The 22,945-nt window shown below is 68.7% G+C and carries 24 protein-coding genes; 14 read left to right on the top strand and 10 right to left on the bottom strand.

The genetic code is table 11. The features are described from left to right. Positions 1 to 24: 24 nt before the first annotated feature. The gene (locus K3U96_RS13960; protein WP_220690091.1) at positions 25 to 219 is read right to left on the bottom strand and encodes a hypothetical protein; all 195 of its coding nucleotides are present in this window, start codon (positions 217 to 219) and stop codon (positions 25 to 27) included. A gap of 87 nt (positions 220 to 306) precedes the next feature. Between K3U96_RS13960 and K3U96_RS13955 the strand changes: the two genes are divergently transcribed. Continuing rightward, the gene (locus K3U96_RS13955; RefSeq protein ID WP_220690090.1) at positions 307 to 744 is read left to right on the top strand and encodes a nitroreductase family deazaflavin-dependent oxidoreductase; all 438 of its coding nucleotides are present in this window, start codon (positions 307 to 309) and stop codon (positions 742 to 744) included. 29 nt (positions 745 to 773) lie between these two features. Beyond that, positions 774 to 2,063 carry a threonine ammonia-lyase IlvA gene (gene ilvA, locus K3U96_RS13950; protein ID WP_220690089.1) on the top strand — a complete coding sequence of 430 codons (1,290 nt, stop codon included), beginning with the start codon at positions 774 to 776 and terminating at the stop codon, positions 2,061 to 2,063. A gap of 6 nt (positions 2,064 to 2,069) precedes the next feature. Here ilvA and K3U96_RS13945 read toward each other — a convergent pair whose 3' ends face one another. Genes K3U96_RS13945 through treZ form a run of 4 tightly spaced genes read right to left on the bottom strand, consistent with a single transcriptional unit; the run spans position 2,070 to position 4,982 of the window. Beyond that, positions 2,070 to 2,465, bottom strand: a complete 396-nt coding sequence (locus K3U96_RS13945; protein ID WP_069403626.1) for a PIN domain-containing protein — start codon at positions 2,463 to 2,465, stop codon at positions 2,070 to 2,072. Further along, complete coding sequence (locus K3U96_RS13940; RefSeq protein ID WP_220690088.1) at positions 2,465 to 2,734, bottom strand: type II toxin-antitoxin system Phd/YefM family antitoxin; 270 nt, start codon at positions 2,732 to 2,734, stop codon at positions 2,465 to 2,467. The genes K3U96_RS13945 and K3U96_RS13940 overlap by 1 nt, the downstream gene beginning before the upstream one ends. Positions 2,735 to 2,751: 17 nt before the next feature. Continuing rightward, on the bottom strand, positions 2,752 to 3,192 hold the full coding sequence (locus K3U96_RS13935; RefSeq protein ID WP_069403628.1) for a hypothetical protein: 441 nt from the start codon (positions 3,190 to 3,192) through the stop codon (positions 2,752 to 2,754). 38 nt (positions 3,193 to 3,230) lie between these two features. Then, positions 3,231 to 4,982, bottom strand: coding sequence for a malto-oligosyltrehalose trehalohydrolase (gene treZ, locus K3U96_RS13930; protein WP_220690087.1), 1,752 nt, complete (start codon positions 4,980 to 4,982; stop codon positions 3,231 to 3,233). Between the two features lie 156 nt (positions 4,983 to 5,138). On the opposite strand from treZ, the gene K3U96_RS13925 reads away from it, so the two are divergent. Genes K3U96_RS13925 through K3U96_RS13910 form a run of 4 tightly spaced genes read left to right on the top strand, consistent with a single transcriptional unit; the run spans position 5,139 to position 7,906 of the window. Next, complete coding sequence (locus K3U96_RS13925) at positions 5,139 to 5,963, top strand: ABC transporter permease (RefSeq protein WP_220690086.1); 825 nt, start codon at positions 5,139 to 5,141, stop codon at positions 5,961 to 5,963. Beyond that, on the top strand, positions 5,960 to 6,748 hold the full coding sequence (locus K3U96_RS13920; protein WP_230982145.1) for an ABC transporter ATP-binding protein: 789 nt from the start codon (positions 5,960 to 5,962) through the stop codon (positions 6,746 to 6,748). Before K3U96_RS13925 ends, K3U96_RS13920 begins: the two co-directional genes overlap by 4 nt. Continuing rightward, the gene (locus K3U96_RS13915; protein WP_220690085.1) at positions 6,745 to 7,719 is read left to right on the top strand and encodes an ABC transporter substrate-binding protein; all 975 of its coding nucleotides are present in this window, start codon (positions 6,745 to 6,747) and stop codon (positions 7,717 to 7,719) included. The genes K3U96_RS13920 and K3U96_RS13915 overlap by 4 nt, the downstream gene beginning before the upstream one ends. After that, complete coding sequence (locus tag K3U96_RS13910) at positions 7,712 to 7,906, top strand: asparaginase domain-containing protein (protein ID WP_230982144.1); 195 nt, start codon at positions 7,712 to 7,714, stop codon at positions 7,904 to 7,906. Before K3U96_RS13915 ends, K3U96_RS13910 begins: the two co-directional genes overlap by 8 nt. Here the strand turns inward: K3U96_RS13910 and treY are convergent. The 3 genes from treY to sucT are packed head-to-tail and all read right to left on the bottom strand — an operon-like array spanning position 7,903 to position 14,507. Then, a complete protein-coding gene (gene treY / locus K3U96_RS13905) occupies positions 7,903 to 10,179 on the bottom strand; it encodes a malto-oligosyltrehalose synthase (protein ID WP_220690084.1) in 2,277 nt (758 codons plus the stop codon). The two genes, K3U96_RS13910 and treY, sit on opposite strands and share 4 nt — an antisense overlap. A gap of 3 nt (positions 10,180 to 10,182) precedes the next feature. Beyond that, positions 10,183 to 12,330, bottom strand: coding sequence for a glycogen debranching protein GlgX (gene glgX, locus K3U96_RS13900; RefSeq protein ID WP_220690083.1), 2,148 nt, complete (start codon positions 12,328 to 12,330; stop codon positions 10,183 to 10,185). Then, on the bottom strand, positions 12,330 to 14,507 hold the full coding sequence (sucT, locus tag K3U96_RS13895; RefSeq protein WP_220690082.1) for an acetyltransferase SucT: 2,178 nt from the start codon (positions 14,505 to 14,507) through the stop codon (positions 12,330 to 12,332). The genes glgX and sucT overlap by 1 nt, the downstream gene beginning before the upstream one ends. 23 nt (positions 14,508 to 14,530) lie before the next feature. Between sucT and K3U96_RS13890 the strand changes: the two genes are divergently transcribed. The 5 genes from K3U96_RS13890 (at position 14,531) to K3U96_RS13870 (ending at position 19,126) form a co-directional block, all read left to right on the top strand. Further along, entirely contained in the window at positions 14,531 to 15,823 is a 1,293-nt protein-coding gene (locus K3U96_RS13890) for an adenosylmethionine--8-amino-7-oxononanoate transaminase (RefSeq protein ID WP_110917237.1), read from the top strand. 38 nt (positions 15,824 to 15,861) lie between these two features. Beyond that, positions 15,862 to 17,010, top strand: coding sequence for an 8-amino-7-oxononanoate synthase (locus tag K3U96_RS13885; protein WP_220690081.1), 1,149 nt, complete (start codon positions 15,862 to 15,864; stop codon positions 17,008 to 17,010). Continuing rightward, positions 17,007 to 17,675 carry a dethiobiotin synthase gene (bioD, locus tag K3U96_RS13880; RefSeq protein WP_069403637.1) on the top strand — a complete coding sequence of 223 codons (669 nt, stop codon included), beginning with the start codon at positions 17,007 to 17,009 and terminating at the stop codon, positions 17,673 to 17,675. The genes K3U96_RS13885 and bioD overlap by 4 nt, the downstream gene beginning before the upstream one ends. Before the next feature lie 2 nt (positions 17,676 to 17,677). After that, positions 17,678 to 18,181 (top strand): 2'-5' RNA ligase family protein, encoded by a 504-nt coding sequence (locus K3U96_RS13875; RefSeq protein ID WP_220690080.1) that lies wholly within the window; start codon positions 17,678 to 17,680, stop codon positions 18,179 to 18,181. An 87-nt stretch (positions 18,182 to 18,268) separates the two neighbouring features. After that, positions 18,269 to 19,126: a type IV toxin-antitoxin system AbiEi family antitoxin domain-containing protein gene (locus K3U96_RS13870; RefSeq protein WP_069403639.1), complete on the top strand. Its 858-nt coding sequence runs from the start codon at positions 18,269 to 18,271 to the stop codon at positions 19,124 to 19,126. Positions 19,127 to 19,132: 6 nt separating this feature from the next. On the opposite strand, the gene K3U96_RS13865 is transcribed toward K3U96_RS13870, so the two are convergent. Then, complete coding sequence (locus K3U96_RS13865) at positions 19,133 to 19,720, bottom strand: TetR family transcriptional regulator (RefSeq protein WP_220690079.1); 588 nt, start codon at positions 19,718 to 19,720, stop codon at positions 19,133 to 19,135. 70 nt (positions 19,721 to 19,790) lie between these two features. Between K3U96_RS13865 and bioB the strand changes: the two genes are divergently transcribed. From bioB to K3U96_RS13850, 3 genes are read left to right on the top strand one after another with little or no spacing between them, the layout of a single operon-like run. Further along, positions 19,791 to 20,786, top strand: coding sequence for a biotin synthase BioB (gene bioB / locus K3U96_RS13860; RefSeq protein WP_220690078.1), 996 nt, complete (start codon positions 19,791 to 19,793; stop codon positions 20,784 to 20,786). A 10-nt stretch (positions 20,787 to 20,796) separates the two neighbouring features. Beyond that, positions 20,797 to 20,988: a biotin synthase auxiliary protein BsaP gene (bsaP, locus tag K3U96_RS13855; protein ID WP_069403642.1), complete on the top strand. Its 192-nt coding sequence runs from the start codon at positions 20,797 to 20,799 to the stop codon at positions 20,986 to 20,988. Next, positions 20,985 to 21,623 carry a DUF2567 domain-containing protein gene (locus K3U96_RS13850; protein ID WP_220690077.1) on the top strand — a complete coding sequence of 213 codons (639 nt, stop codon included), beginning with the start codon at positions 20,985 to 20,987 and terminating at the stop codon, positions 21,621 to 21,623. Before bsaP ends, K3U96_RS13850 begins: the two co-directional genes overlap by 4 nt. Here K3U96_RS13850 and K3U96_RS13845 read toward each other — a convergent pair. Further along, positions 21,589 to 22,926 carry a lipase family protein gene (locus K3U96_RS13845; RefSeq protein WP_220690076.1) on the bottom strand — a complete coding sequence of 446 codons (1,338 nt, stop codon included), beginning with the start codon at positions 22,924 to 22,926 and terminating at the stop codon, positions 21,589 to 21,591. The genes K3U96_RS13850 and K3U96_RS13845 overlap by 35 nt on opposite strands. Positions 22,927 to 22,945: the final 19 nt, after the last annotated feature.

The raw sequence follows: 22,945 nt of genomic DNA, 5'->3' as shown, positions 1-22,945 counted from the left end.
GTTAGGCCGCGGGACTCGCCGAAATTAATCCGGGCGCGAAAACGGGCGAAGCGCCACCCAGGTCACGGTGGCGGCGGCCGCGCCGGCCAGCACCGCGGGGGCGGCGGACGTCGTCGCGAACGCCACGATCGCCAAGATCAGAAAGCCGATGACGATGGACAGCACCTTGTACACCGGCCAGGGGACACCGGCGATGCTGACTTCGTCGTGCACGGTCACGGCTACACGATAGCTCGCAACAAAGATTTCGGCTAGCCGAAACACCGGATCAGGGCGACGGAGTTGCCACCGTTCTAAGGTGGTGACATGCCACTTTCCGGAGATTATGAACCCAGCCCGTGGGACTGGGTGCGCGAACACGCCGACCAGATCTTGGAGTCGGGCAGCACCGAGGGCGCCCAGATGAAGGGCAAGCCGCTCATCCTGCTGACCACCGTGGGGGCGAAGACCGGCAAGATCCGCAAGACGCCGCTGATGAGGGTGGAACACGACGGTGAATACGCGATCGTGGCGTCGCTGGGCGGGGCGCCCAAGCACCCGGTCTGGTATCACAACGTCAAGGCGCATCCCCGGGTGGAGTTGCAGGACGGCGCGGTGACCAGGGACTACGAGGCGCGCGAGGTGTTCGGGGACGACAAGGCGACCTGGTGGGAACGCGCGGTCGCGGCCTGGCCCGACTACGCCGAGTACCAGGAGAAGACCGATCGGGTGATCCCGGTTTTCGTGTTGACCCCGATTAGCTGATAACCGCAGGTTGGTGGCACCATTGTCCGGTGACCGCTGAACTGAGCCAGAGCATCCGCCCTCGTTCTCCGCAGCCGCTTACCGCCGCGGACATCGACGAGGCGGCTCAGCGAATTTCGGGCGTGGTGCTGCGCAGCCCGCTGCAGTTCAGCGAACGGCTCTCGGATGCCACCGGCGCCACGGTCTATCTCAAGCGCGAGGATCTTCAGCCGGTCCGCTCGTACAAGCTGCGCGGCGCCCACAACATGCTGATGCAGTTGTCGCCCGAGGAGACCGCGTCCGGGGTGGTGTGCTCGTCGGCGGGCAACCATGCCCAGGGCTTCGCGATGGCGTGCCGGTCGATGGGTATCCACGGCCGTGTCTACGTGCCCGGCAAGACGCCCAAGCAGAAGCGGGACCGCATCCGCTACCACGGCCGCGAGTTCATCGAGCTGATCGTCGTCGGCAAGACCTACGACGAGGCCGCCGCGGCGGCGCGCGAGGACGTCGCGCGCACCGGCGCCACCCTGGTGCCGCCGTACGACGATCTACGCACGATGGCCGGGCAGGGCACCATCGCCGCCGAGATCCTCGATCAGCTCGACGCCGAACCCGACCTGGTGATCGTCCCCGTCGGCGGCGGCGGCTGTATCGCCGGCATCACCACGTATCTGGCCGAACGGACATCCGGAACGTCGGTGCTGGGCATCGAACCCGCCGGGGCGGCAGCGATGATCGCCGCGCTGGCCGCCGGCGAGCCGGTGACCCTGGAGGACGTCGACCAGTTCGTCGACGGCGCCGCGGTGAACCGCGCGGGCACGTTGACCTACGCGGCGCTGGCCGCCGCCGGCGACATGGTGTCGATCACCACCGTCGACGAGGGCGCGGTGTGCACGGCGATGATCGACCTGTACCAGAACGAGGGCATCATCGCCGAACCTGCCGGCGCGCTGTCGGTCGCCGGGTTGGTGGAGGCCGACATCGAACCGGGATCCACGGTGGTGTGCGTGGTTTCCGGCGGCAACAACGACGTGTCGCGCTACGGGGAGGTGCTCGAACGTTCGCTGGTGCACCTCGGCCTCAAACACTATTTCCTGGTCGACTTTCCCCAGGAGCCCGGCGCGTTGCGCCGCTTTCTCGACAGCGTGCTCGGGCCGGGTGACGACATCACCCTGTTCGAGTACGTCAAGCGCAACAACCGCGAGACCGGTGAGGCGCTGGTGGGCGTCGAGCTCAGTTCGGCCGCGGACCTCGAGGGGCTGATGGAGCGGATGCGGGCCTCCGACATGCACGTCGAGGTGCTCGAGCCCGGTTCGCCGGCATACCGATTCCTGCTCTAGGCGAGTTCAGGCGGGGCTGACGACGGTAAGGCCGGCGGTCGTCGCGGCCGCGGCCAGCCGACTGTCGTAGGTCACCAGCGCCCGGAGATCGGGTGCGATCAGCGCAGCCGCGAGATGAATCGCATCGAGGGTACGCAGTTCGGGAGGCCGCAACTCCGCCGCGGCGTCGAGCAGGGCGATGGTGATGTCGGCGAAATGGAGCCTGGTGAGCAGCAGCTTGGCTTGCCGGGCGATGTCGGCGTTTCGCAGCCGGGCAGCGGCCCGCGTCAACTCGGTACGGGTTATCGCGGCGGTGAACTTGGTATCGTCGCCCGCTTCCGCAAGGTAGCCACGCAGCGCACCAGATTCGGATTCGGCGGTTAGCAGTTTCAGGAGCGCTGACGTGTCGATGTACAGCTGCACTAGTAGCGCTCGTCTTCGCGCATCTGCAGCAGCACCTCGGATAGGTCGACCCGGTAATCGATCGGATCGATGTCTTCGAGGCGGCCTAGCGACTCGGCCGCGATGATGTCACCGCGGGCGATCATCTCCTCCCACGTGTCCGGTCGAGCCGGAACGATGCGGGCGACCAAGCGGCCTCGCTGGGTGACCTCGAGCGTCTCCCCGCGCGCCACCCGAGCGATATAGCGGCTGGCGTGCTGTCGTAGCTCCCGGAGTCCGATACGCTCCATGTAGCACACGGTAGCACCTAACTTGCAACCTCCATGGTGGCTTCTACGAGCACCAGCGACTCGTCGTTCGCGCGGAAGATCGGTTCGAGCGGCACCCCGTACTCACCTGCGGTGTCGGTCAACAGCGACGCCCACTGCCGGTCCAGGTGTGAAATCGGCCCGGCGCCCGGACGCGTCAACAGCAGCGCCACCGTGGTGCCCTGCGGGAAGTCGGCCAGCACGTCGCAAACCCCTGACATCACCAACGCGGCGAGTTGGGCGTTGGCCCGCGAACCCAGCGGAACCTGGCTGTACGCCTTGATCATGCACCGGTCCGGTCCGACGAAACCGATCCACAGCAGCCGCTGGCCGAACCCGAGCGGGCCCATCAGAGCGCGCCATCGTTGGCGCATGTCGGCGGTCGAACCGATCGGGTCGGTGGCGGTTTCGATGGGCGGTGGTGAGTAGCAGTCGGTCATACTGCAGAGCATCACCTGCGATCGGCGTTTGGGGGTAGTCAGTTATCCACAGGCCGCTGTGCTGTGGACAGTGACTTGACAATCGCGAACGAATGGCCAGGCACCCGTGTGGTGTCCGCGCCGACCGCCGGCTCGTCCCACGCCAGCACCACGTCCCCGGTGACCGGGATGTCGACCGCGTCGACGCCGAGATTGCACGCGACCGCGAACGGGCCGCGGTGCATCACGAACCAGCCCCGCGCCTCGTCGTAGTCGATGCGCAGGTCCTCCAGCCACGGATCGGTGAACTCGGAGTGCTTGTCCCGCAATGCGATCAGCTGCTGATAGAGCCGGCGCAGCCGGCCGTGCTCACCGTCGTCGACCTCGTCCCACTTGAGTTTGGACCGCAGAAACGTCTCGGGGTCCTGCGGATCGGGGATCGCGTCGGCGTCCCAGCCGTGTTCGGCGAACTCGCGTTTGCGGCCTTCGGCGGTGGCCCTGGCCAGTTCCGGCTCCGGATGCGAGCTGAAGAACTGGAACGGTGACGACGAACCCCATTCCTCGCCCATGAACATCATTGCCGTGTACGGGGAGCCGAGCACCAGCGCCGCCTTTACCGCCAGCTGGCCGGACGTCAGGTTCTGCGACGGCCGGTCACCGACCGCGCGGTTGCCCACCTGGTCGTGGGTCACCGTGTAGGCCAGCAGCCGGGTCGCGGGGATCGTCGAAATGTCCAGCGGCCTGCCGTGGCGACGGTGCCGGAACGACGAGTACGTGCCGGCGTGAAAGTAGCCGTTCTTCAGGGTGGTGGCCAACGTCTGCAGGGAGCCGAAGTCGCCGTAGTAGCCCTGGCGTTCGCCCGACACCGCGGCGTGGATGGCGTGGTGGATGTCGTCGTCCCACTGCGCCGCCATCCCGTAGCCGCCGCGGTCACGTGGTGTGATCAGCCGCGGGTCGTTCAGGTCGCTCTCGGCGATCAGCGACAGCGGTCGGCCCAGTTCTTCTGCCAGCGCATCGGTTTCGGCGGACAGCTCCTCGAGGATGTGGATGGCGGTGGTGTCGACGAGCGCGTGCACGGCGTCCAGGCGCAGCCCGTCGGCGTGGAAGTCACGCATCCACCGCAGCGCGCAGTCGAGGATGTAGCGGCGCACCTCGTCGGCGTCGGGGCCGGAGATGTTGACCGACTCACCCCACGGGTTGCTGCCCAACGACAGATAGGGGCCGAACCGCGGCAGGTAGTTACCGGACGGTCCGAGGTGGTTGAAGACCGCGTCGATCAGCACCCCGAGGCCGCGCGCATGGCAGGCGTCGATCAGCCGGACCAACCCGTCGGGCCCGCCGTAGGGTTCGTGCACCGCGTACCACAGCACACCGTCGTAGCCCCACCCGTGCGTCCCGCCGAACGCGTTCACGGGCATCAACTCGACGAAGTCCACGCCCAGATCGACCAGATAGTCCAGCTTCTCGACCGCGGCGTCGAACGTGCCCTGCGGGGTGAAGGTGCCCACGTGCAGTTCGTAGATCACCTGGCCCTCGATCGAGCGGCCCGTCCAGCCGCCGTCGGTCCACGCATCCGGAGCCGGCGTCCACAGCTGGGAGCGCTCGTGCACCCCGTCGGGCTGGCGCGGGGAGCGCGGATCGGGCAGCACGGTGTCGTCGTCGTCGAGTACGAACCCGTAACGGGCGTCGGGTCTGGCGGTCACCTCGGCGCGCCACCAACCGTCGTCGGCGCGGTCCATGTCGTGGCGTGTGCCGTCGACGTCGAGGCGGACCCGCTGCGGCACCGGCGCCCACACTGCGAACTGCGTCATCCCACTCAGCGTACGGATGCAAACGGAACCACTGCTCAGCCCGAGCGCCGCCGGCCGGTAGTTGCGATCGCGCGGATTCGAAACCTCGACGGTCGGCCGCTGCCGCTGCAGGCTGGCCATCTCACCGCCGCGCTGAACCGAAGGAGTTGGCCAACCGTGACGTTTTCGGCCATCTCGAGGCCGGGCTCGGGATACCGCGCGCGTTGGCGTCCGCCACACTCGTCGCACGTCGCCACCGCCGCGCTCGGCGCCCTCAGCATCGTCGTCGTCCTGACCCTCTGGGACGCCCTGGTCCGATTCGAAATCTTCTCACCGGCCCTGCTGCCGTCCCCGGCAGACGTGGTCGGTGCCGCGCACACCATGCTCGTGGAAGGCACGCTGCTCGCCGATGCGACGGCCAGCTTTCGGCGCGCACTGAGCGGTTTTCTGCTCGGCTCGGCGATCGGCGTGGTGGCAGGTGCGCTGACCGGCCGCAGCCGCCTGGCGCGCGGTGTCCTCGAACCGCTCATCCAGTTGGTGCGCCCGATCCCGGCGATCGCCCTGGTGCCGTTGGCGATCCTGTGGTTCGGCATCGGCGAGGAGTCGAAACTGTTCCTCACCAGCCTCGGCGTGTTCTTCCCGGTGTGGATCAACACCCACGTCGGGATGTCCTGCACCCGCGCGGACTACCTACGGGTGGCGTCCAGCGTCGGCGCCGGCCATCTGCAGGTGTTCGGCTCGGTGGTGCTGCCGTCGGCGTTGCCGTTCGTGCTCACCGGGTTGCGCCAGGGCATCGCCATGTCTTTGATCCTCATCGTCGCGTCAGAACAGGCCGGGGTCACCGAGGGCCTCGGCTTCCGGCTCGACCAGGCACGGCTGTTCAGCCAGCCCGACCGGCTGTTCGCCTGTCTGGCCGCGCTCGGCATCGTCGGCGCCCTGGCCGACCAACTCTTCCATCGTGCCACCAGAGGCCTCGTCACCTGGGCAAGGGAGCAAGTGTGACCGCGGCTGGAATCCAATTCCACAGTGTGACAGTCGATTACGGCACCGGCCCGGTGCTGGAGAAACTCAACCTGGACGTGCCCGCCGGATCGTTCGTCGCGCTGCTGGGCCCGTCGGGCTGCGGAAAGTCGACGCTGTTGAACTGTGTGGCGGGTTTCGTCCGTCCGGTGCGTGGCCGGGTGGCGTTCAACGGCGCGACGATCACCGGCCCGAGCCGTGAACGCGGCGTGGTGTTTCAGCGCGACGTGCTGTTCCCGTGGTCATCTGTCGGCGGGAACATCGGCTTTGCGCTGCGCGCGGCGGGCGTGCCACGCAGGGAACGCGGGCCCAGGACCCGCGCCCTGCTCGACGCGGTCGGTCTGGCTCCCGATGTGGCACCCAAACAGCCGCACGAGTTGTCGGGCGGGATGCGGCAAAGGGTCGGCATCGCACGGGCTTTGGCGAACAGCCCACAGGTGCTGCTGATGGACGAGCCGTTCGGCGCGCTGGACGCGCAGACCCGAGAGCAGATGCAGGACCTCGTCGTGGACCTGTGGCAGGGGACCGGTACGACGGTGCTGTTCGTGACCCACGACGTCGAGGAATCGATTCGCATCGCATCATCGGTGGTGGTGCTCGCCCGTGACGGCTCGATCGCCGAGCACATCACCAACTCGCTGCCGAGGCCGCGCCCGGCCAGCAATCTCGGCGAATTCCCCGCGTACGCGCCGCTGCGCAGGCATCTCCACGAGTCACTTCGACCCGAAATCCACACCCCAGAAACAACACCGGGAGCCCGAGTATGAGATCAGTCCGACGCATCGCAGTGGCGATCACCATCGCCGTCCTGGCTTCGACGGCCGTGCTGAGCGGCTGCACGCCGGGCCGCAGCGGGAACAACCCCGCGCTGACGGTCGGCTGGGTGGTCGACCCGTGCTGGGCGCAGGTGCCGGTCGCGCGGGACCTGGGATACTTCACCGACGCCGGCGTCGACGTCGAGATCATCCCGTTTCCCACCGGGGCGGCCGCGCTCGAAGCGCTCGCCGGCGGCGCGGTCGACGTCGCGACCGGCAGTGACGTGCCGGCGTCGGCGGCCGCGATCAAGAACCCCGACCTGCGTATCATCGCCGACGGATCACGCTGGGACGCCGGACGTTTCGTCGCCCGAGGCTCAGCGGGCATCGGCTCGATTGCCGACCTGGCCGGCAGGCAGATCGCGGTACCACTGGGCAGCAGCGCCCATTTCTTCGCCACCAAGTTCCTCTCCGAGGCGGGGGTGACCGCGGAACTGGTGCAGACCGGCCCGGCCGAGATCGTGACCGCGATCAGCAACCGAAGCGTGGACGCGATCGCGGTGTTTCAACCGCCGCTCGCCAAGGCCGTCGCTGCGCTCGGCGATGACGCCGTCGAACTGCAGGGCCCCGACAAGTACAACCAGCACAGCCTGTATCTGGCGACCCGCAACGCCGTGGAAACCAAACCCGCCGAGCTGACCGCGTTCCTGGCGGCGGTGCGTCGCGCCGATCGCCCGCTCGGCGACGCCGACCAGTCCGCGCTGAGCGCGGTGGCCGCCGCGACCGGTCTCGACGACGACCTGATCACCCGCGTCGCAGACGAATTCGTGTTCCGGACCGAGATCGGACCCGACCTTGCCGGTGACCTCGCGGATCGGGCACGGTGGGCGCAGGGGATCGGGCGGGTGCCGGCCGACGCGGTGATCCCGGACTACCAGACCCTGATCGTGCCGGGCTTCCTCACCGCCACCGGCGATGAGTGACGTTCACCTCATCGGCCTCGGCGGGATCGTGGTCACCACCGGAACGGACTCCATCGAGGAGGTCTCCGCGTGGCTCGCCTACCGCGAACGCTGGCCGGTGCCGATCGCCGTCACCGGTGCCATGGTGGTAGGGGAGCGGCCCGACAGCGATATACGGCTATCCGGGCATGACCGGATCGGCTGCTAGCGGGTCAGCAGCGCCACCGGCAGGTCGGCGAACAACTCGGCGGCCAGCACCCGGCCGGAGTGGCTGATCCCGGAGAGCCGGTCCGTCCAGGTGCCTGCCGGCAACGCCAGTGACGTGTCAGCCCAACCGGTTTCCGACAGCCGCACCGTGTGGCGGGTCACCGCGGTCAGCACGTCGGTGCCGCGCAGGAATGCCACCAGATGGTCGGCGCCGGGCCCATCGGCCAGTATCGGCGTGTACCCGCCCCCAGAAAAGCTGGCCGGCCGGTCCCGGCGCACTTTCAACGCCGCGGAAACGACCCGCAGTTTCGGATGCCGGTTGGCGCTGAGCGCATCTCGGCGCACCGCGTAGTCGACCGGCCTGCGGTTGTCGGGATCGACCAGGCTGTCCTCCCACAGTTCGGTGCCCTGGTACACATCGGGTATGCCGGGAACGGTGAGGCCCAGTAGCTTCTGCCCCAGCGCGTCGCTGCGGGCGTGCAGATCGAGACGGGCCACCAGCGACGTCATCTCGGCGGCGACCTGGCCGTCGAACACGGTGTCGAGCCACGCGTGCACCCGCGCCTCGAAGTCGGCGTCCGGGTCGTTCCAGGTGGTGTGCGCGCCGGCTTCACGGATCGCCTTCTCGGCGTAGGCGTTGACCCGCTGGCGTAGGCCGTCGGTGAGCTGACCGTCGGCGGGCCACACGCCGAAAATGCTCTGCCACAAGAAAAGACCCGTTGCCGCATCCGGCGGCGGCGCGGCCAACGTCCACTTGCCGACCAGTTCGGCCCACAGCGACGGCACTTGGGACAGCACGCCGATACGCGCGCGCACATCCTCGCCCCGCTTGGTGTCGTGGGTCGTCAACCCGACCATGGCGCCCGGCCACATCCGGGCCCGCACCGCGGCCCGCTGGTGGAACTCCGCGACGCCGACCCCGAAGTGGTGCGGTTCGGAGCCGACCTCGTTGAGCGAGACCAGACGCGCGTCACGGTAGAACAGACAGTCCTCCATCGACTTCGCGGTCGCCGCGCCGCACAGTTGCTGTAGTCGCACCTCGGCCTCGGTGCGCACGGCCAGCGCAGCCGCGATGAGCGCCAGCGGGGCCGCGAGATCGGGTTCGGCGGCGGCGGTTTCGGCGAACGCGGTGGGCAGCACGCCCGACAGCGACCGGTAATCGGAGCGGTACACCCCGATGCGGCTGAGCAGCGCCGCGATCGCCGCGGGCAGGTCGTCGTGGTCGGTGCCGGCGGCGGCCACGATAGTGCGGCGCAACCGGGCCAGCTCACTGCCCAGCGTCTCGGTGACGGCTCGGGCCTTCAGGGTCCGCGCGAGATCCGGCATCGAGCTGTAGGGCACGCCGGTGGAGTCGAACAGGTCGGTCAGCGCCTGCTGCCCACCGGCGTCGATGAACACGCCACCGATTTCACGCATCGCGTCGTAGCCGGTGGTGCCCGCGACCGGCAGCGTCGGCTCCAGCGGCTCGTCGGCGGCCAGGATCTTCTCGACGACGATCCACGCATCCGGGCCGGTGATGTCACGCAACCAGCTCAGGTAACCCGCAGGGTCCGACAACCCGTCGGGATGGTCGACGCGGACCCCGTCGACCAGACCCTCGGCGAACCAGCGTTTCACCTCGACGTGGGTGGCGTCGAACACCGCGCGGTCCTCCTGACGCAGACCGGCCAGCGAGGTGATCGAGAAGAAGCGGCGGTAGCCGCAGATACCGTGTCGCCAGCCGATGAGCCGGTAGTGCTGCCGCTCATGGACCTCGGTACCGGTGCCGTCATCGGTGCCCGGAGCGACCGGGTAGACCAGATCGCCGAGCCGCAGCACATCGCCGTCGACGACCAGGTCGGCGACGTCATCGTCGGAGCCCAGCACCGGCAGCAGAATTCGCCCATCGCCCAGTTCCCAGTCGATGTCAAAGTACGTGCTGTACGCCGAATCCCGGCCGTATTTGAGCACGTCCCACCACCACGGGTTCTGCTCGGGCCGCTCGACGCCGACGTGGTTGGGCACAATGTCCACAACCAGCCCCATCCCGCGGGCCCGTGCGGCCTGCGACAGTTGCGCCAAGCCCTGCGGTCCGCCCAACTCCGCGGACACCGTCGTGGGGTCGGTGACGTCGTAACCATGCGTCGATCCGTGTCCAGCTGTCAGGATCGGTGACAGGTACAGGTGCGAAACACCAAGCGCATCAAGGTAATCCAGTTGCGCTTCGGCGTCGGCGAAAGTGAAACAGTCGCCGCGCAGCTGCAGCCGATACGTCGAGAGCACCCGAGAAGCCATACGCTAGGCGGTCTTACGCATCACCAGCAGGGACCGCGCCTGCAGGGAGATCTTCTCGCCGGCCGGGACGACCAGATCGCTGGCGCCGGTGGGATGTGCGGTGTCCAGCGTCGCGGTCCACTGAGCGGCGTAGTCACCCGTGGGCGTGACGAAGTCCTGCGGTTGGTCGTGGGCGTTGAAACACAACAGGAACGAGTCGTCGATGACGCGTTGACCGCGCACATCCGGCGTCGGGATCGCATCGCCGTTGAGGAACACCGCAACGCACTTGCCCAAGCCGTGCTCCCAGTCCTCGGGCGTCATCTCCTCGCCTGCCGGCGTCAGCCACGCGATGTCACGGACCTGATCACCGGTGCGGATCGGCTTGCCCTCGAAGAACCGCCGCCTGCGGAACACCGGATGATCGGTGCGCAACTGCACCACCTTGCGGGTGAACTCCAGCAGGTCGGCGTTCTTCTCGCACAACGACCAGTCCATCCAGGACAGTTCGGAGTCCTGGCAGTAGACGTTGTTGTTGCCCCGTTGGCTGCGGCCGATCTCGTCGCCGTGCGAGATCATCGGCGTGCCCTGCGACACCATCAGCGTGCCCATGATGTTGCGCATCTGCTTGGCCCGCAGCGTCAGAATGTCGGGGTCGGCGGTCGGGCCCTCCACACCGCAGTTCCACGACCGGTTGTGGCTTTCGCCGTCGCGGTTGTCCTCGCCGTTGGCCTCGTTGTGTTTTTCGTTGTAGGACACCAGGTCGGCCAGCGTGAAGCCGTCGTGGCAGGTGACGAAGTTGATGCTGGCACTGGGCCGCCGGCCGGTCTCCTCGTAGAGGTCCGAGGATCCGGTCAGCCGCGAGGCGAACTCGCCGAGGGTCGCGGGCTCGCCCCGCCAGTAATCACGCACAGTGTCGCGGTACTTCCCGTTCCACTCGGTCCACAAACCTGGGAAGTTGCCGACCTGGTAGCCGCCCTCGCCGACATCCCACGGTTCGGCGATCAGCTTGACCTGGCTGACCACCGGATCCTGTTGCACCAGATCGAAAAACGCGCTCAGCCGGTCGACGTCGTAGAACTCCCGCGCCAGGCTGGCCGCCAGGTCGAACCGGAATCCGTCGACGTGCATCTCCAGCACCCAGTAGCGCAACGAGTCCATGATCAGCTGCAGCGTGTGCGGGTTGCGGGCGTTGAGGCTGTTGCCGGTGCCGGTGAAGTCCTTGTAGAACCTCAGGTCGTCGTCGACGAGACGGTAGTAGGCGGCGTTGTCGATGCCCCGGAAGTTCAGCGTGGGTCCCAGGTGGTTGCCCTCGGCGGTGTGGTTGTAGACCACATCGAGGATCACCTCGATCCCGGCTTCGTGGAATGCCCGCACCATGGCCTTGAACTCGGCGACCGCCCCGCCGGCGTGCTTGGTCGCCGCGTACTGGTAGTGCGGGGCGAAGAAGCCGAAAGTGTTGTAACCCCAGTAGTTTCGCAGACCCAGATCGATCAGCCGGTGGTCGTGCAGGAACTGGTGCACCGGCATCAACTCGATCGCGGTGACGTTCAGCGCCCGCAGGTGCTCGATGATCACCGGATGCGCCAGCCCGGCGTAGGTGCCGCGCAGTTCCTCGGGAACGCCGGGATGGGTCTGCGTCATGCCCTTGACGTGCGCCTCGTAGATCACCGTCTCGTGGTACGGGGTGCGCGGCGCGCGGTCCGACGCCCAGTCGAAGTACGGGTTGATCACCACGCTGGTCATGGTGTGGCCCAGCGAGTCGACCATCGGCGGGGTGCCCCCGGACGCGGGGTCCTCGGCGTTCAGGTCATAGGAATACAGCGCCTGGGAGAAGGTGAAATCGCCGTGGAAGGACTTGCCGTACGGGTCCAGCAGCAGCTTGCTGGGGTCGCAGCGGTGCCCGGCCGCGGGATCCCACGGCCCGTGCACGCGGTAACCGTAGCGCTGCCCGGGCGCGACAGTGGGCAGATAGCAGTGCCACACATAACCGTCGACCTCGTCGAGGTCGATCCGCTGTTCGGTGCCGTCCTTGGCGATCAGGCACAATTCGACCTTCTCGGCGACCTCGGAGAACAGCGAGAAGTTCGTGCCCGCACCGTCGTACGTGGCGCCCAACGGGTACGGCGCACCGGGCCAGACGGTGGATACCGGTGCGTGCGGCGATGACATCAATCAACCCACCAGCCGGTGGCGGTGGCGAGCTGGCGTCCCAGTTCGGCGGTCATCGTGCGCATGTAGGTCGTCGAGATGTGGTGGGCGTCGTGATAGACCAACACGTTTCCTTCCACCACGCGGCAGATGTCCTTGCGGCACACCGCATCGCTCATGTCGAGCGGTCGCAGGTTCGGGAACCGCGTGAGGTAGTTGAGCGTGGGGTTACGGGAGCTGAGCACATCGGAGCGTTTGACGCCGCACGATACCGCGGTGCCGCCGTTGGCGAGGCAGTCGGCGGCCAAATACGGTTTGCCGTTGCGCACCAGCCACGGGGTGTCGCGCATGGCCAGCACCGGAATGCCGTTGTCGGCGAACTCCTGCCAGATCCCGAGATAGAAGCTCGGCATCACATCACCCGGTTTGATGTTCCACGGCCGGGTGGACGTGGTGAAGACGTAGTCGGGACGGTCGGCGATGAGTTGGGGCATCACCTTCTCGTTCCACTGCCGGCACTTGGGGTACGGCCGGTTGTCGCCCATCACCCGCGGCATCTTCTCGGTGCTCAACGGGCAACCCATCTTCAGATAAGTGACGACCTTGAAGTGGTGTAGCCGGCCGAGCAGATCCAGCGCGGTGATCCAGTGCTCGGCGTGCGAACCGCCCGCCAGCGCGATGGTGCGGGTGGCGTCCTTGTCGCCGTAGGTGCAGTTGATGATGTCGACGTTGTCGAAGTCGCTGATGCAGCGGTCGCCGGTGCTCTGCGGGATGTCGTTCTTGGCCTCCAGCACCGTCGGGCGCATCGGCAGTTTGGGCACCCGGACCTTGTCGACCAGCGCGCGGGCGCCGGGGTAGTCGCGCGAGGAAAGCCCGGCCAGTTCCTTGCCGCTCGCGCGTTCGACGACGATGTGCTCACGCCAGGTGAACGAGGTCGCCGTCAGCGCGACCCCCAACAGAGCGACCACCGAGCCCAGCACCATCGTCGGCCTGCGCAGCCGGATCCGCAGCGGCACCACCGGCGCCGTCGAGGACGGGGACCGGTAGCGCAGCGGGTTCTCCACGTACTTGGTGGTGAGCCAGGCCAGCACGCCGGAGACCAGCAGCACCCCCGCACCCTCGAGGAAGCCTGCGCTGCTGTGCCCGGTGTAGGCCAGCCAGAAGATCAGCAGCGGCCAGTGCCACAGGTACAGCGAGTACGCCATCGCCCCCAGCGACACGAACGGTGCGCTTGCCAGCAACCGGTTGGGCGCGGGCATGCGCCCGGCGGTGTGCGGATCGGCGACCCGGTTGGCCGCCGACAAGATGAGCAGGATCGTCGCGCCCACCGGCACCAGCGCCAACGGCCCGGGAAACTCGTGCACCCCGTCGATCAGCGCGCCGCAGGACAGGATCGCGCCGAGGGCGACCACGGCCACCGCCGTGCGCAGCCACATCGGCCAGCGCACGTAGGGCACCAGCGCGCCGATCAGCGCCCCCAGCAACAACTCCCACGCCCGCGCGAAGCTGTTGTAGTAGGCCGCGGACTGGTCGGTGTTGTGGGCGAAGATCGCGTAGACGAACGACGCGACGGTCAGCGCGGTCAGCAGCGCGACGAACGCGACGCGCATGTGTTTGCCAAGGACGCGCCGGAACAGGTACGCGAACCCGAAGATCAGGATGAGGAACGCGATGTAGAACTGGCCCTGCACCGACATCGACCAGATGTGCTGCAGCGGGCTGACGGCCTCCCCGGCGCGCAGATAGTCCGCCGCCGTGTTGGCCAACTCCCAGTTCTGGTAGTAACCCAAGCTGGCCAGGCTCTGGGACGCGAACGCCTCCCAGCGGGTTTCGGGCTGGATGAGGATCGTCAGCACCGCCGACGCCGCGAGCACCACCACCAGCGCGGGCAACAACCGTCGCACCAGCCGGGTGACCTCGGGAACCGGCCACAGGGACGCCCCGGGCGTCATCGCCGTGCGCAGCAGCCGCCCGCCGAAGAAGAACCCCGACAGCGCCAGGAAGACGTCCACACCGCCGGACACCCGGCCGAACCACACGTGAAACAGCGCGACCAGTGCGATCGCGATGCCGCGCAGGCCGTCGAGGTCGTGGCGATAGAAACCCGACGCACGTGCGCTCGGCTGCGCCGTGGTGGCGCGCGGGAACTGTCCCGGGCCGGTGGCGGGCGCCGGCCGGGGAGGGGCGAGGGTCATCATGGTCGACCGATAATCTACCGAAGGTGCCGAAAATGACGCCTGCCGAGATCAGCGCGATCGACGCCGCGCACGTCTGGCATCCCTACAGCACGATCGGGGCGGGCGCGCAGCCGCCGATCGTCGCTCTCGGCGCGCACGGCGCCTGGCTGACGCTGCACCACCGCGGCCGCGACGTCGAGGTTCTCGACGCGATGGCGTCGTGGTGGACCGCCGTCCACGGGCACGCCCACCCGGTGTTAGACGCGGCGATCACCACCCAGCTGGCCACGATGAACCACGTCATGTTCGGCGGGCTGACCCACGAACCCGCCGCGCGACTCGCCCAGCTGCTGGTCGAGCTCACCCCCGACGGGCTGGACACCGTGTTCTTCAGCGACTCCGGTTCGGTGTCGGTGGAGGTGGCGGCGAAGATGGCGCTGCAGTACTGGCGCAGCCTCGGTCGACCGGCCAAGCACCGGCTGATGACGTGGCGTGGCGGATATCACGGCGACACGTTCACGCCGATGAGCGTGTGCGACCCCGACGGCGGCATGCACGAGCTGTGGACCGACGTGCTTACCGCGCAGGTGTTCGCCCCGCAGGTGCCGTCCGGCTACGACCCCGCCTACAGCGAGGTGTTCGAGAAACAGCTGGACGGGCACGCCGACGAACTGGCCGCGGTGATCGTGGAACCCGTCGTGCAGGGCGCGGGCGGGATGCGTTTCCACGATCCGCGCTATCTGAGCGACCTTCACGAGATATGCCGTCGCCACGACGTGCTGTTGATCTTCGACGAGATCGCCACCGGGTTCGGGCGCACCGGCGAGCTGTTCGCCGCCGACCACGCCGGCGTCACCCCGGACATCATGTGCGTCGGCAAGGCGCTGACTGGCGGCTACATCACGCTGGCCGCCACCCTGTGCAGCCGCGAGATCGCTTCGACGATCAGCAATTCCGAAGCCGGCGCGCTGATGCACGGCCCGACGTTCATGGCCAACGCGCTGGCGTGCGCGGTCGGGGTGGCATCCGTCGAACTGCTGCTCAGCACCGACTGGCGGGCGCAGGTGGCCGCCATCGAGGACGGGCTGCGAGCGGGGCTGGCGCCTGCTGTGGGGCTGCCCGGGGTCGCCGACGTGCGGGTGCTGGGGGCGATCGGCGTCATCGAGATGTCCGACCCGGTGGATCTGGCGCTGGCCACCCCCGTCGCGATCGAACACGGCGTCTGGCTGCGCCCGTTCCGCAACCTCATCTACGTCATGCCGCCCTACATCTGCACCCCCGACGAGGTCGCGCAGATCTGCTCGGCGATGATCGCCGTCGCCCGTGCACTAACCTGAACGGTGTTCAATTGTCCGGCTCGCCGTAAGGGGCATCGGTGACACGCGCTGGTCTTTCGCCACTGGCCTGGCTCGACGACGTCGAGCAGCGGCGTCGCGAGGCGGGGCTGCGGCGGTCGCTGCGCACCCGCCCGCCCGTCGGCGCCGGGGTCGACCTGGCCTCCAACGACTACCTGGGGCTGTCGCATCATCCCGAGGTCATCGACGGCGGGGTGGCCGCCCTGCGCACCTGGGGCGCCGGCTCCACGGGCTCGCGGCTGGTCACCGGCAACACCGAGCTGCACGAGGGCTTCGAGAAGGATCTGGCCGAGTTCGTCGGCGCGGAATCGGCGCTGGTGTTCTCCTCGGGCTACACCGCCAACATGGGCGCGGTGGTCGCGCTGTCCGGGCCGGGCTCGCTGTTGGTGTCCGATGCGCTGACGCACGCGTCGCTGGTCGACGCCTGCCGACTGTCACGGGCCAGCGTGGTGGTGACCCCGCACCGTGACGTGGCCGCGGTGGAAGCGGCGCTGGCCGGCCGCGACGAGGAACGCGCGGTCGTGGTCACCGACTCGGTGTTCTCCGCCGACGGGGCGCTCGCCCCGCTGCGCGCGCTGCACGACGTCTGCGCCAGGCACGCGGCGCTGCTCATCGTGGACGAGGCGCACGGGTTGGGGGTGCGCGGCACCGGCGGGCGCGGGCTGCTGCACGAGGCCGGGTTGGCCGGTGCGCCCGACATCGTGATGACGACGACGCTGTCCAAGGCGCTCGGCAGCCAGGGCGGCGTGGTGCTCGGACCCGCCGCGGTCCGCGACCATCTCATCGACGCGGCGCGACCGTTCATCTTCGACACCGGCCTGGCGCCCGCGGCGGTCGGGGCGGCGTGGGCGGCGCTGAAGGTGTTGATCGCCGAACCGTGGCGCGCGGCCGCGGTGCTGGCCAACGCGCAGACGCTGGCCTCGGTGTGCGACGTAGCGCCGTGGCCGGCATCGGCGGTGGTTTCGGTGATCCTGGGGGAGCCGGAGGTGGCGTTGGGCGCCGCGGCGGCGTGCCTGGACCGGGGTCTGCGGGTCGGGTGTTTCCGCCCGCCCACGGTGCCCGCGGGCACCTCGCGGCTGCGGCTGACCGCGCGGGCATCGCTCACCGAGGACGAGTTGGCGTTGGCGCGGCAGGTATTGACCGACGTGCTCGGACAAGCCCGCCGGTGAGCGCGCTCGTCGTCACCGGGACCGACACCGGGGTCGGGAAGACGGTGGCCACCGCGGCGTTGGCGTGTTCGGCGCGGCTGGCCGGAATCGACGTGGCGGTGTGCAAACCCGTGCAGACCGGAAGTCCCCGCGACGACGACCTCGCCGACGTTGCGCGGCTGTCCGGGGTCACCGCGCTGCACGGCGGCTGGCGCTACCCCGAGCCGCTGGCGCCGGTCGCGGCCGCGCAGCGGGCGGCCATGGTGCTGCCCACCCGCGCGGATCTGGTGGAGTCGGTACGCGGCGTCGGAGCACAGCTGGTGCTGGTGGAAGGGGCGGGCGGGTTGCTCGTCGAACTAGGGGACGGCGGTGTCACCCTGCGTGACGTGGCGGCGGACCTCGGCGCGCCGGTGCTCGTCGTCGTCGCCGCCGGTCTGGGCACGTTGAACCACACCGCGTTGACCCTGGAAGCCCTTGCCGCGCAGGGTATTCCATGTGCTGGACTGGTGATCGGGGCGTGGCCTGCGGACCCCGGCCCGGCCGAGGCGGGTAACCGGGAGGCGTTGGCGGCGCTGGCGCCGCTGCGCGGGGTGCTGCCCTTCGGCGCAGGGACGTTCAGCGCGGCGCAGTTCGAGGCCATGAGCGCGACGGCCTTCGACACCGAGTGGGTTAAGAGCCTGGGGTAATCGTGGTGCATTCCGTCGAGCTGGTCTTCGACCAGGATACCGAGGCGACGATCCGGGATATCTGGGATTCGTTGCGCGACGCCGGAATTCCGAGCCAGGCGCCTGCCAGCCGGCCGCACGTGACGCTGACGGTCGCCGAACACATCGATCCCTCGGTCGACGCGCTGCTGGCTGTGGCGGGTTCCTTCCCGATGCGCTGTGTGATCGGGGCGCCGTTGCTGTTCGGCCGCTCGCAACTGGTCCTCACCCGGGTGATCGTGCCGACCGACGCGCTGCTGGCGGTGCACGCCGAGGTGTATCGGCTGGCGCTGCCGCATCTGCAACCCCAGCCGATGGCCAACTCACTTCCCGGGCAGTGGACACCGCACACCACGCTGGCGCGTCGCCTGCACGGCAGCCAGCTCGGCCGGGCGCTGCGGGTGGGGGCACGTCCGACCGAGATCCAGGGCAGCTTCGTCGGGCTGCGCCGCTGGGACGGCAACACCAAACGCGAATTCGCGATCTGAGGAGCCGTAGCCGCGGTGAGCGCGGTTGCCGCTCCACAAATCGCTCGAGATGGAACCGGTTGAGGGTGCGGCGCGTCCATTTCTAGTGTGGTGGAGGGATATCTGCGTCGCCAGGACGGCGTCATCACGCTGGCCCAGGCTAAACGCTGCGGATTGAACCAGGACGCGGTTGACCGACGTGTCGCGTCCGGTCGCTGGCGTCGGTGCGCGCGCGGCGTGTATTTCGCCGACGACCGGCCATTCACCGACGCCGCACGCGTCCGTGTGGGCGTCTGGCAATACGGCCCCCAGGCGACAGGAAGTGGCCTCACCGCGGCGTGGGTGCACGGCCTCACACGGTGTCCGCCGGCCGTCGTCGAGGTCACCGTTCCTCGAAACTCCCGCATGCGAAGGCGAAGCGGGACCAGGCTCCGCAGACGCGATCTGGAAGACACCGACGTCGTCGAGCGAAATTGCCTGCGGGTGACCGCCCTCGCGCTGACCGTGGTGGAAGCCGCCGTCCGCCATCGCGACGGTGCCAAGCTGATGGACGCGGCACTGCAGCGACGCGTCGAGTTGCCTGAACTATGGCGAGCGCACCTTCGCAACGCGGGACGCCACGGAGCACCGGCGGCCGGGATGCTCCTGCAGGCAGCAGAGGACGGGGCACGCTCAGAAGCGGAACGGCTGTTGGTCAAACTTCTCCGGACGAACCGGATCGCGGGGTGGCGGACGAACTACCCGGCCGGCGGCTACCAGATCGACGTGGCGTTTCCGAATCAGCAGGTCGCCATCGAGGTCGACGGGTTGGCCTTTCACAGCGACACCGATGCCTTCCACAACGACCGCAAGCGCCAGAACGCCCTAGCACTGTTGGGCTGGCAGATACTGCGCTTCACCTGGCTCGACCTGACCCAGTACCCGGACCGGGTGATCGCCGAGATCAAGCGGGCACTCGCGACTTGAGGAGCACTAGCCGCGGTGAGCGCGGCTGCCGCTCCACAAATCGCTGTGGTGAGCGGCGATGCCGTTCAGCAGGACATCCACGCCGAAGCGGAAGCGGGCGTCGGCGTCGTCGGTGAGCACGGACTGCTCGTCGGGCAGAACGGCGCCGGCGGCGTCCCACTGCAGCCGCGACTGTTCGTCGACGGTGAACCCCAGCACGTAGTAGACCACCGTGCGGGCGGCCAGTTCGGCGTGCGCAGCGTCGAGGCCGGTGTCGGCCGCCGCGGCGCCAAGCGACGTCAGAACCTGCTTCATCGCCTCGGACTGGCCCGCGGCGAAGCTGGCCGACACCAGCTCGGCACCGTCGGTGTGGGACAGCAGGGCGTCGCGCAGCCGGGTGCACACGTCCACGACGCCGACGGCGCGCGGCACCCCGTCGAGGATCCGGTCGGCGACGGCTCCGAGCAGCTCCTGCTTGTTGGCGAAATGCCAGTACAGCGCCCCGGGGGAGACGTCGAGCTCACGGGCCAGCCTGCGCATCGTCAGGTCGGCGATCCCGTAGGTGTCCAGCAGTGTGGTGGCGGTCTGGACCACGTCGCGTTTGGTCAGCTGCACGCCCGTACCCTAACCTGAACACCGTTCAATTGTCGGCTCGCCGACGTGTTCATTGCTGAGAGGACGACCGGTGAACGACATTCTGGTACAGGCACGCGAGCAGGTGCTGGAGCGCGGCGAGGGCCTCGACCAGGAGCAGACGCTGCAGGTGCTGCAGCTGACCGACGACCGGCTCGACGACCTGCTGTCGCTGGCCCACGACGTGCGGATGCGCTGGTGCGGTCCCGACGTCGAGGTCGAGGGCATCATCAGCCTCAAGACCGGCGGATGCCCGGAGGATTGCCACTTCTGTTCACAGTCGGGGCTTTTCGAGTCCCCGGTGCGCAGCGCGTGGCTGGATGTGCCGAGCCTGGTGGAGGCCGCCAAACAGACCGCCAAGACCGGTGCGACGGAGTTCTGCATCGTGGCCGCCGTGCGCGGGCCCGACGAGCGGCTGCTGGCGCAGGTGGCCGCGGGCATCGAGGCGATCCGCAACGAGGTCGACATCCAGATCGCCTGCTCGCTGGGCATGCTCACCAAGGACCAGGTCGAGCGGCTCGCCGAGATGGGCGTGCACCGCTACAACCACAACCTCGAGACCGCGCGGTCGCACTTCACCAACGTCGTGACCACTCACACCTGGGAGGAGCGTTGGGACACGCTGCAGATGGTCCGGGACGCCGGGATGGAAGTCTGCTGCGGCGGCATCCTCGGCATGGGCGAAACGCTCGAGCAGCGAGCCGAGTTCGCCGCCAACCTCGCCGAGCTCGACCCGCACGAGGTGCCGCTGAACTTCCTCAACCCGCGCCCGGGCACCCCGTTCGGCGATCTCGAGGTGCTGCCGGCATCCGAGGCGCTCAAGGCCGTCGCCGCGTTCCGGCTCGCGCTGCCGCGCACGATGCTGCGGTTCGCGGGCGGTCGGGAGATCACGCTGGGCGATCTCGGCGCCAAGAAGGGCATCCTGGGCGGCATCAACGCCGTCATCGTCGGCAACTACCTCACCACGCTGGGCCGCCCGGCCGAGTCCGACCTGGAACTGCTCGACGATCTGCAGATGCCGATCAAGGCGCTCAACGCCAGCCTGTAAGACTGCAGGGATGGCGTTCAACGTCTACACCGGTGAACCCGACGGCACCGCGGTGCCTGCCGCGGCGCAGCTGGGGCTCGAACCGCCCCGCTACTGCGCCGAGTGCGGCCGCCGGATGATCGTTCAGGTGCGCCCCGACGGCTGGTCGGCCAGCTGCTCGCGGCACGGCGTCACCGACTCCAAGGATCTGGAGCTGCGATGAACGAGCGGAACCTCGTTGGCCCGCCCCGGGTTTCACGCACCCGCGCGGCGCTGATCGTGGTTGCCGGGCTGACGATGGCCGGTGTGCTGGTAGGGGCGCTGTGGACGTGGCTGGCCCCGGCGATCCACGGTGTCGTCGCCCTGACCAAAGACGGTGACCGGATCAGGGCCTACCTGGGCAACGAGGGTGACCACTTCTTCACCGCGGCGTTCCTGCTGCTGGGTATGAGCAGCGTCGTCGCGGTGGTGGCCGCAGTGCTGGTCTGGCAGTGGCGCGCGCACCGCGGCCCGACGATGGTGTCGGCGCTGGCCATCGGCTGTGCGGCAGGCGCGGGCGCCGCGGCGGTCGTGGGTGCGGTGCTGGTGCGCCTGCGCTACGGCGTCATCGACGTCGCGTCCGCGCCGGTCTCACCCGAACACCGCGTGCACTACGTCGTCGAGGCGCCGCCGGTGTTCTTCGGGCATTCACCGCTGCTGATCGCCGTGACGATTCTGTTCCCGGCCGCGACGGCGGCGCTGATCTACTCGCTGATCGCCGTCGCGACCCCGCGTGACGACCTGGGGGCGTGGCCGCCGGTGGAGGCGCCGGTTGCCCCCGCCGTCACAGCGGACGGCGCTCTACCGTCCGCCCCGTGATCACCTTGGCCGCGATCTTGGCCAGCCGCGCCATCCCGACGTAGGTGATCGGGTTCAGCAGCGTCGGCCATTTCGTTCGGACCAGATGCTGGTTGACGGGCTTGCCGTCGAACCGGTCGATCAGCCAGCGCAGCGCCATCGGCGCCGACATCGGATGCAACAGCATGTGTTCGCTGAACATGTCCCGGTGGTAGGTCACCGACGCGCCACCGGACTGGTAGGTGTGGGTGAGCTCGTCGATGTCGTAGACGGAAACGATCCGGTCGTGCACCGCCTGCACGATCAACACCGGCGGGGTGGGTACCGCGGCGCCGAGCTTGATGCTGTCGAAGACGTGCTTGACCTCGGGCATGTCGAGGATCGCCGCCAGCGGCATGTCGACGAGTTTGTCCATGTCCATGCCGATCAGCCGCAGCACCGCGTGCGCGGTGGTCATGTTCTGCACCCGCAGCAGCATCGCCTTGCCCTCGTCGGTGGCGTGCTCCTGGATCACCCGGTCGAGGTCGGGGTAGGCGTGCGACAACGCGGCGACCACCATCGCGGGCAGCCCGGAGTACAAGCTGCCGTTGAGCCGGCGGAACGCATGACCCAGATCAGCGACCGGTGAGCCCAGTACCGCGCCGACGACGTTGAGCTCGGGGGCGTACTGACCGTGCATCTCCGCCGCCCATGCCGTCGCCAGCCCGCCGCCCGAGTAACCCCACAGCCCGATCGGCGCGGACTCGGTCAGCCGCAGGCGATCGCAGCCCACCGCGGCACGCAGGCCGTCGAGGATGCGGTAGCCCGGCTCGTACGGGGTGCCCCAGATGCCGCGCGACCCCTCGTGGTCGGGCACCGAGACCGCCCAGCCCTCGGCCAGCGCGGCGGCGATCAGGAAGAACTCGACCTGCGCGAGCGCGCCCGGGGCCAGCGCCCACCGGCGCAGCGCATAGGAGGGAAAGCAGCGCGACGTCACGGCGTCGATCGCGCATTGGTAGGAAATCACCGGTACGACGGCCCGGTCCGCGCGCTCAGCGGGCACGATCACCGTGGTGACGCTCGCCTCCGGGCTGCCGTTGAGGTCGGTGGTGCGGTAGAGCAGCTGGGTGGCGGTGAACTTCTGCGGGATCAGGCCGAGAAACGCCAGCTCGACGTCGCGGCTGCGCAGCACAGTGCCCGGCGTCGCGTGCTGGAAGCCCTCGGGCGGTTCGTAGAACGGGTCGTCGGCCGGCAGCCTCGGGCGGCGCCCGCGGACCAGGTCCTCATGCGGTACGTGGCCGAGCCACTCGGCTCCGTCTGCTGGTGCGGCGCTGCCCAAATCCATCCCGCCATTTTTACCTTAA

The sequence above is a fragment of the Mycolicibacterium holsaticum DSM 44478 = JCM 12374 genome (assembly GCF_019645835.1).
GTDB lineage: Bacteria > Actinomycetota > Actinomycetes > Mycobacteriales > Mycobacteriaceae > Mycobacterium > Mycobacterium holsaticum.
Note: the sequence above shows the minus strand (reverse complement) of the source record. Positions and strands in the feature narration are given on the sequence as shown.

Coding starts and splice junctions, on each gene's coding strand:
- K3U96_RS13955 (WP_220690090.1), top strand. CDS start 307: ATGCCACTTTCCGGAGATTATGAACCCAGCCCGTGGGACTGGGTGCGC.
- K3U96_RS13940 (WP_220690088.1), bottom strand. CDS start 2,734: ATGGAGCGTATCGGACTCCGGGAGCTACGACAGCACGCCAGCCGCTAT.
- K3U96_RS13935 (WP_069403628.1), bottom strand. CDS start 3,192: ATGACCGACTGCTACTCACCACCGCCCATCGAAACCGCCACCGACCCG.
- treZ (WP_220690087.1), bottom strand. CDS start 4,982: ATGACGCAGTTCGCAGTGTGGGCGCCGGTGCCGCAGCGGGTCCGCCTC.
- K3U96_RS13915 (WP_220690085.1), top strand. CDS start 6,745: ATGAGATCAGTCCGACGCATCGCAGTGGCGATCACCATCGCCGTCCTG.
- K3U96_RS13910 (WP_230982144.1), top strand. CDS start 7,712: ATGAGTGACGTTCACCTCATCGGCCTCGGCGGGATCGTGGTCACCACC.
- treY (WP_220690084.1), bottom strand. CDS start 10,179: ATGGCTTCTCGGGTGCTCTCGACGTATCGGCTGCAGCTGCGCGGCGAC.
- glgX (WP_220690083.1), bottom strand. CDS start 12,330: ATGTCATCGCCGCACGCACCGGTATCCACCGTCTGGCCCGGTGCGCCG.
- sucT (WP_220690082.1), bottom strand. CDS start 14,507: ATGATGACCCTCGCCCCTCCCCGGCCGGCGCCCGCCACCGGCCCGGGA.
- bsaP (WP_069403642.1), top strand. CDS start 20,797: ATGGCGTTCAACGTCTACACCGGTGAACCCGACGGCACCGCGGTGCCT.
- K3U96_RS13850 (WP_220690077.1), top strand. CDS start 20,985: ATGAACGAGCGGAACCTCGTTGGCCCGCCCCGGGTTTCACGCACCCGC.
- K3U96_RS13845 (WP_220690076.1), bottom strand. CDS start 22,926: ATGGATTTGGGCAGCGCCGCACCAGCAGACGGAGCCGAGTGGCTCGGC.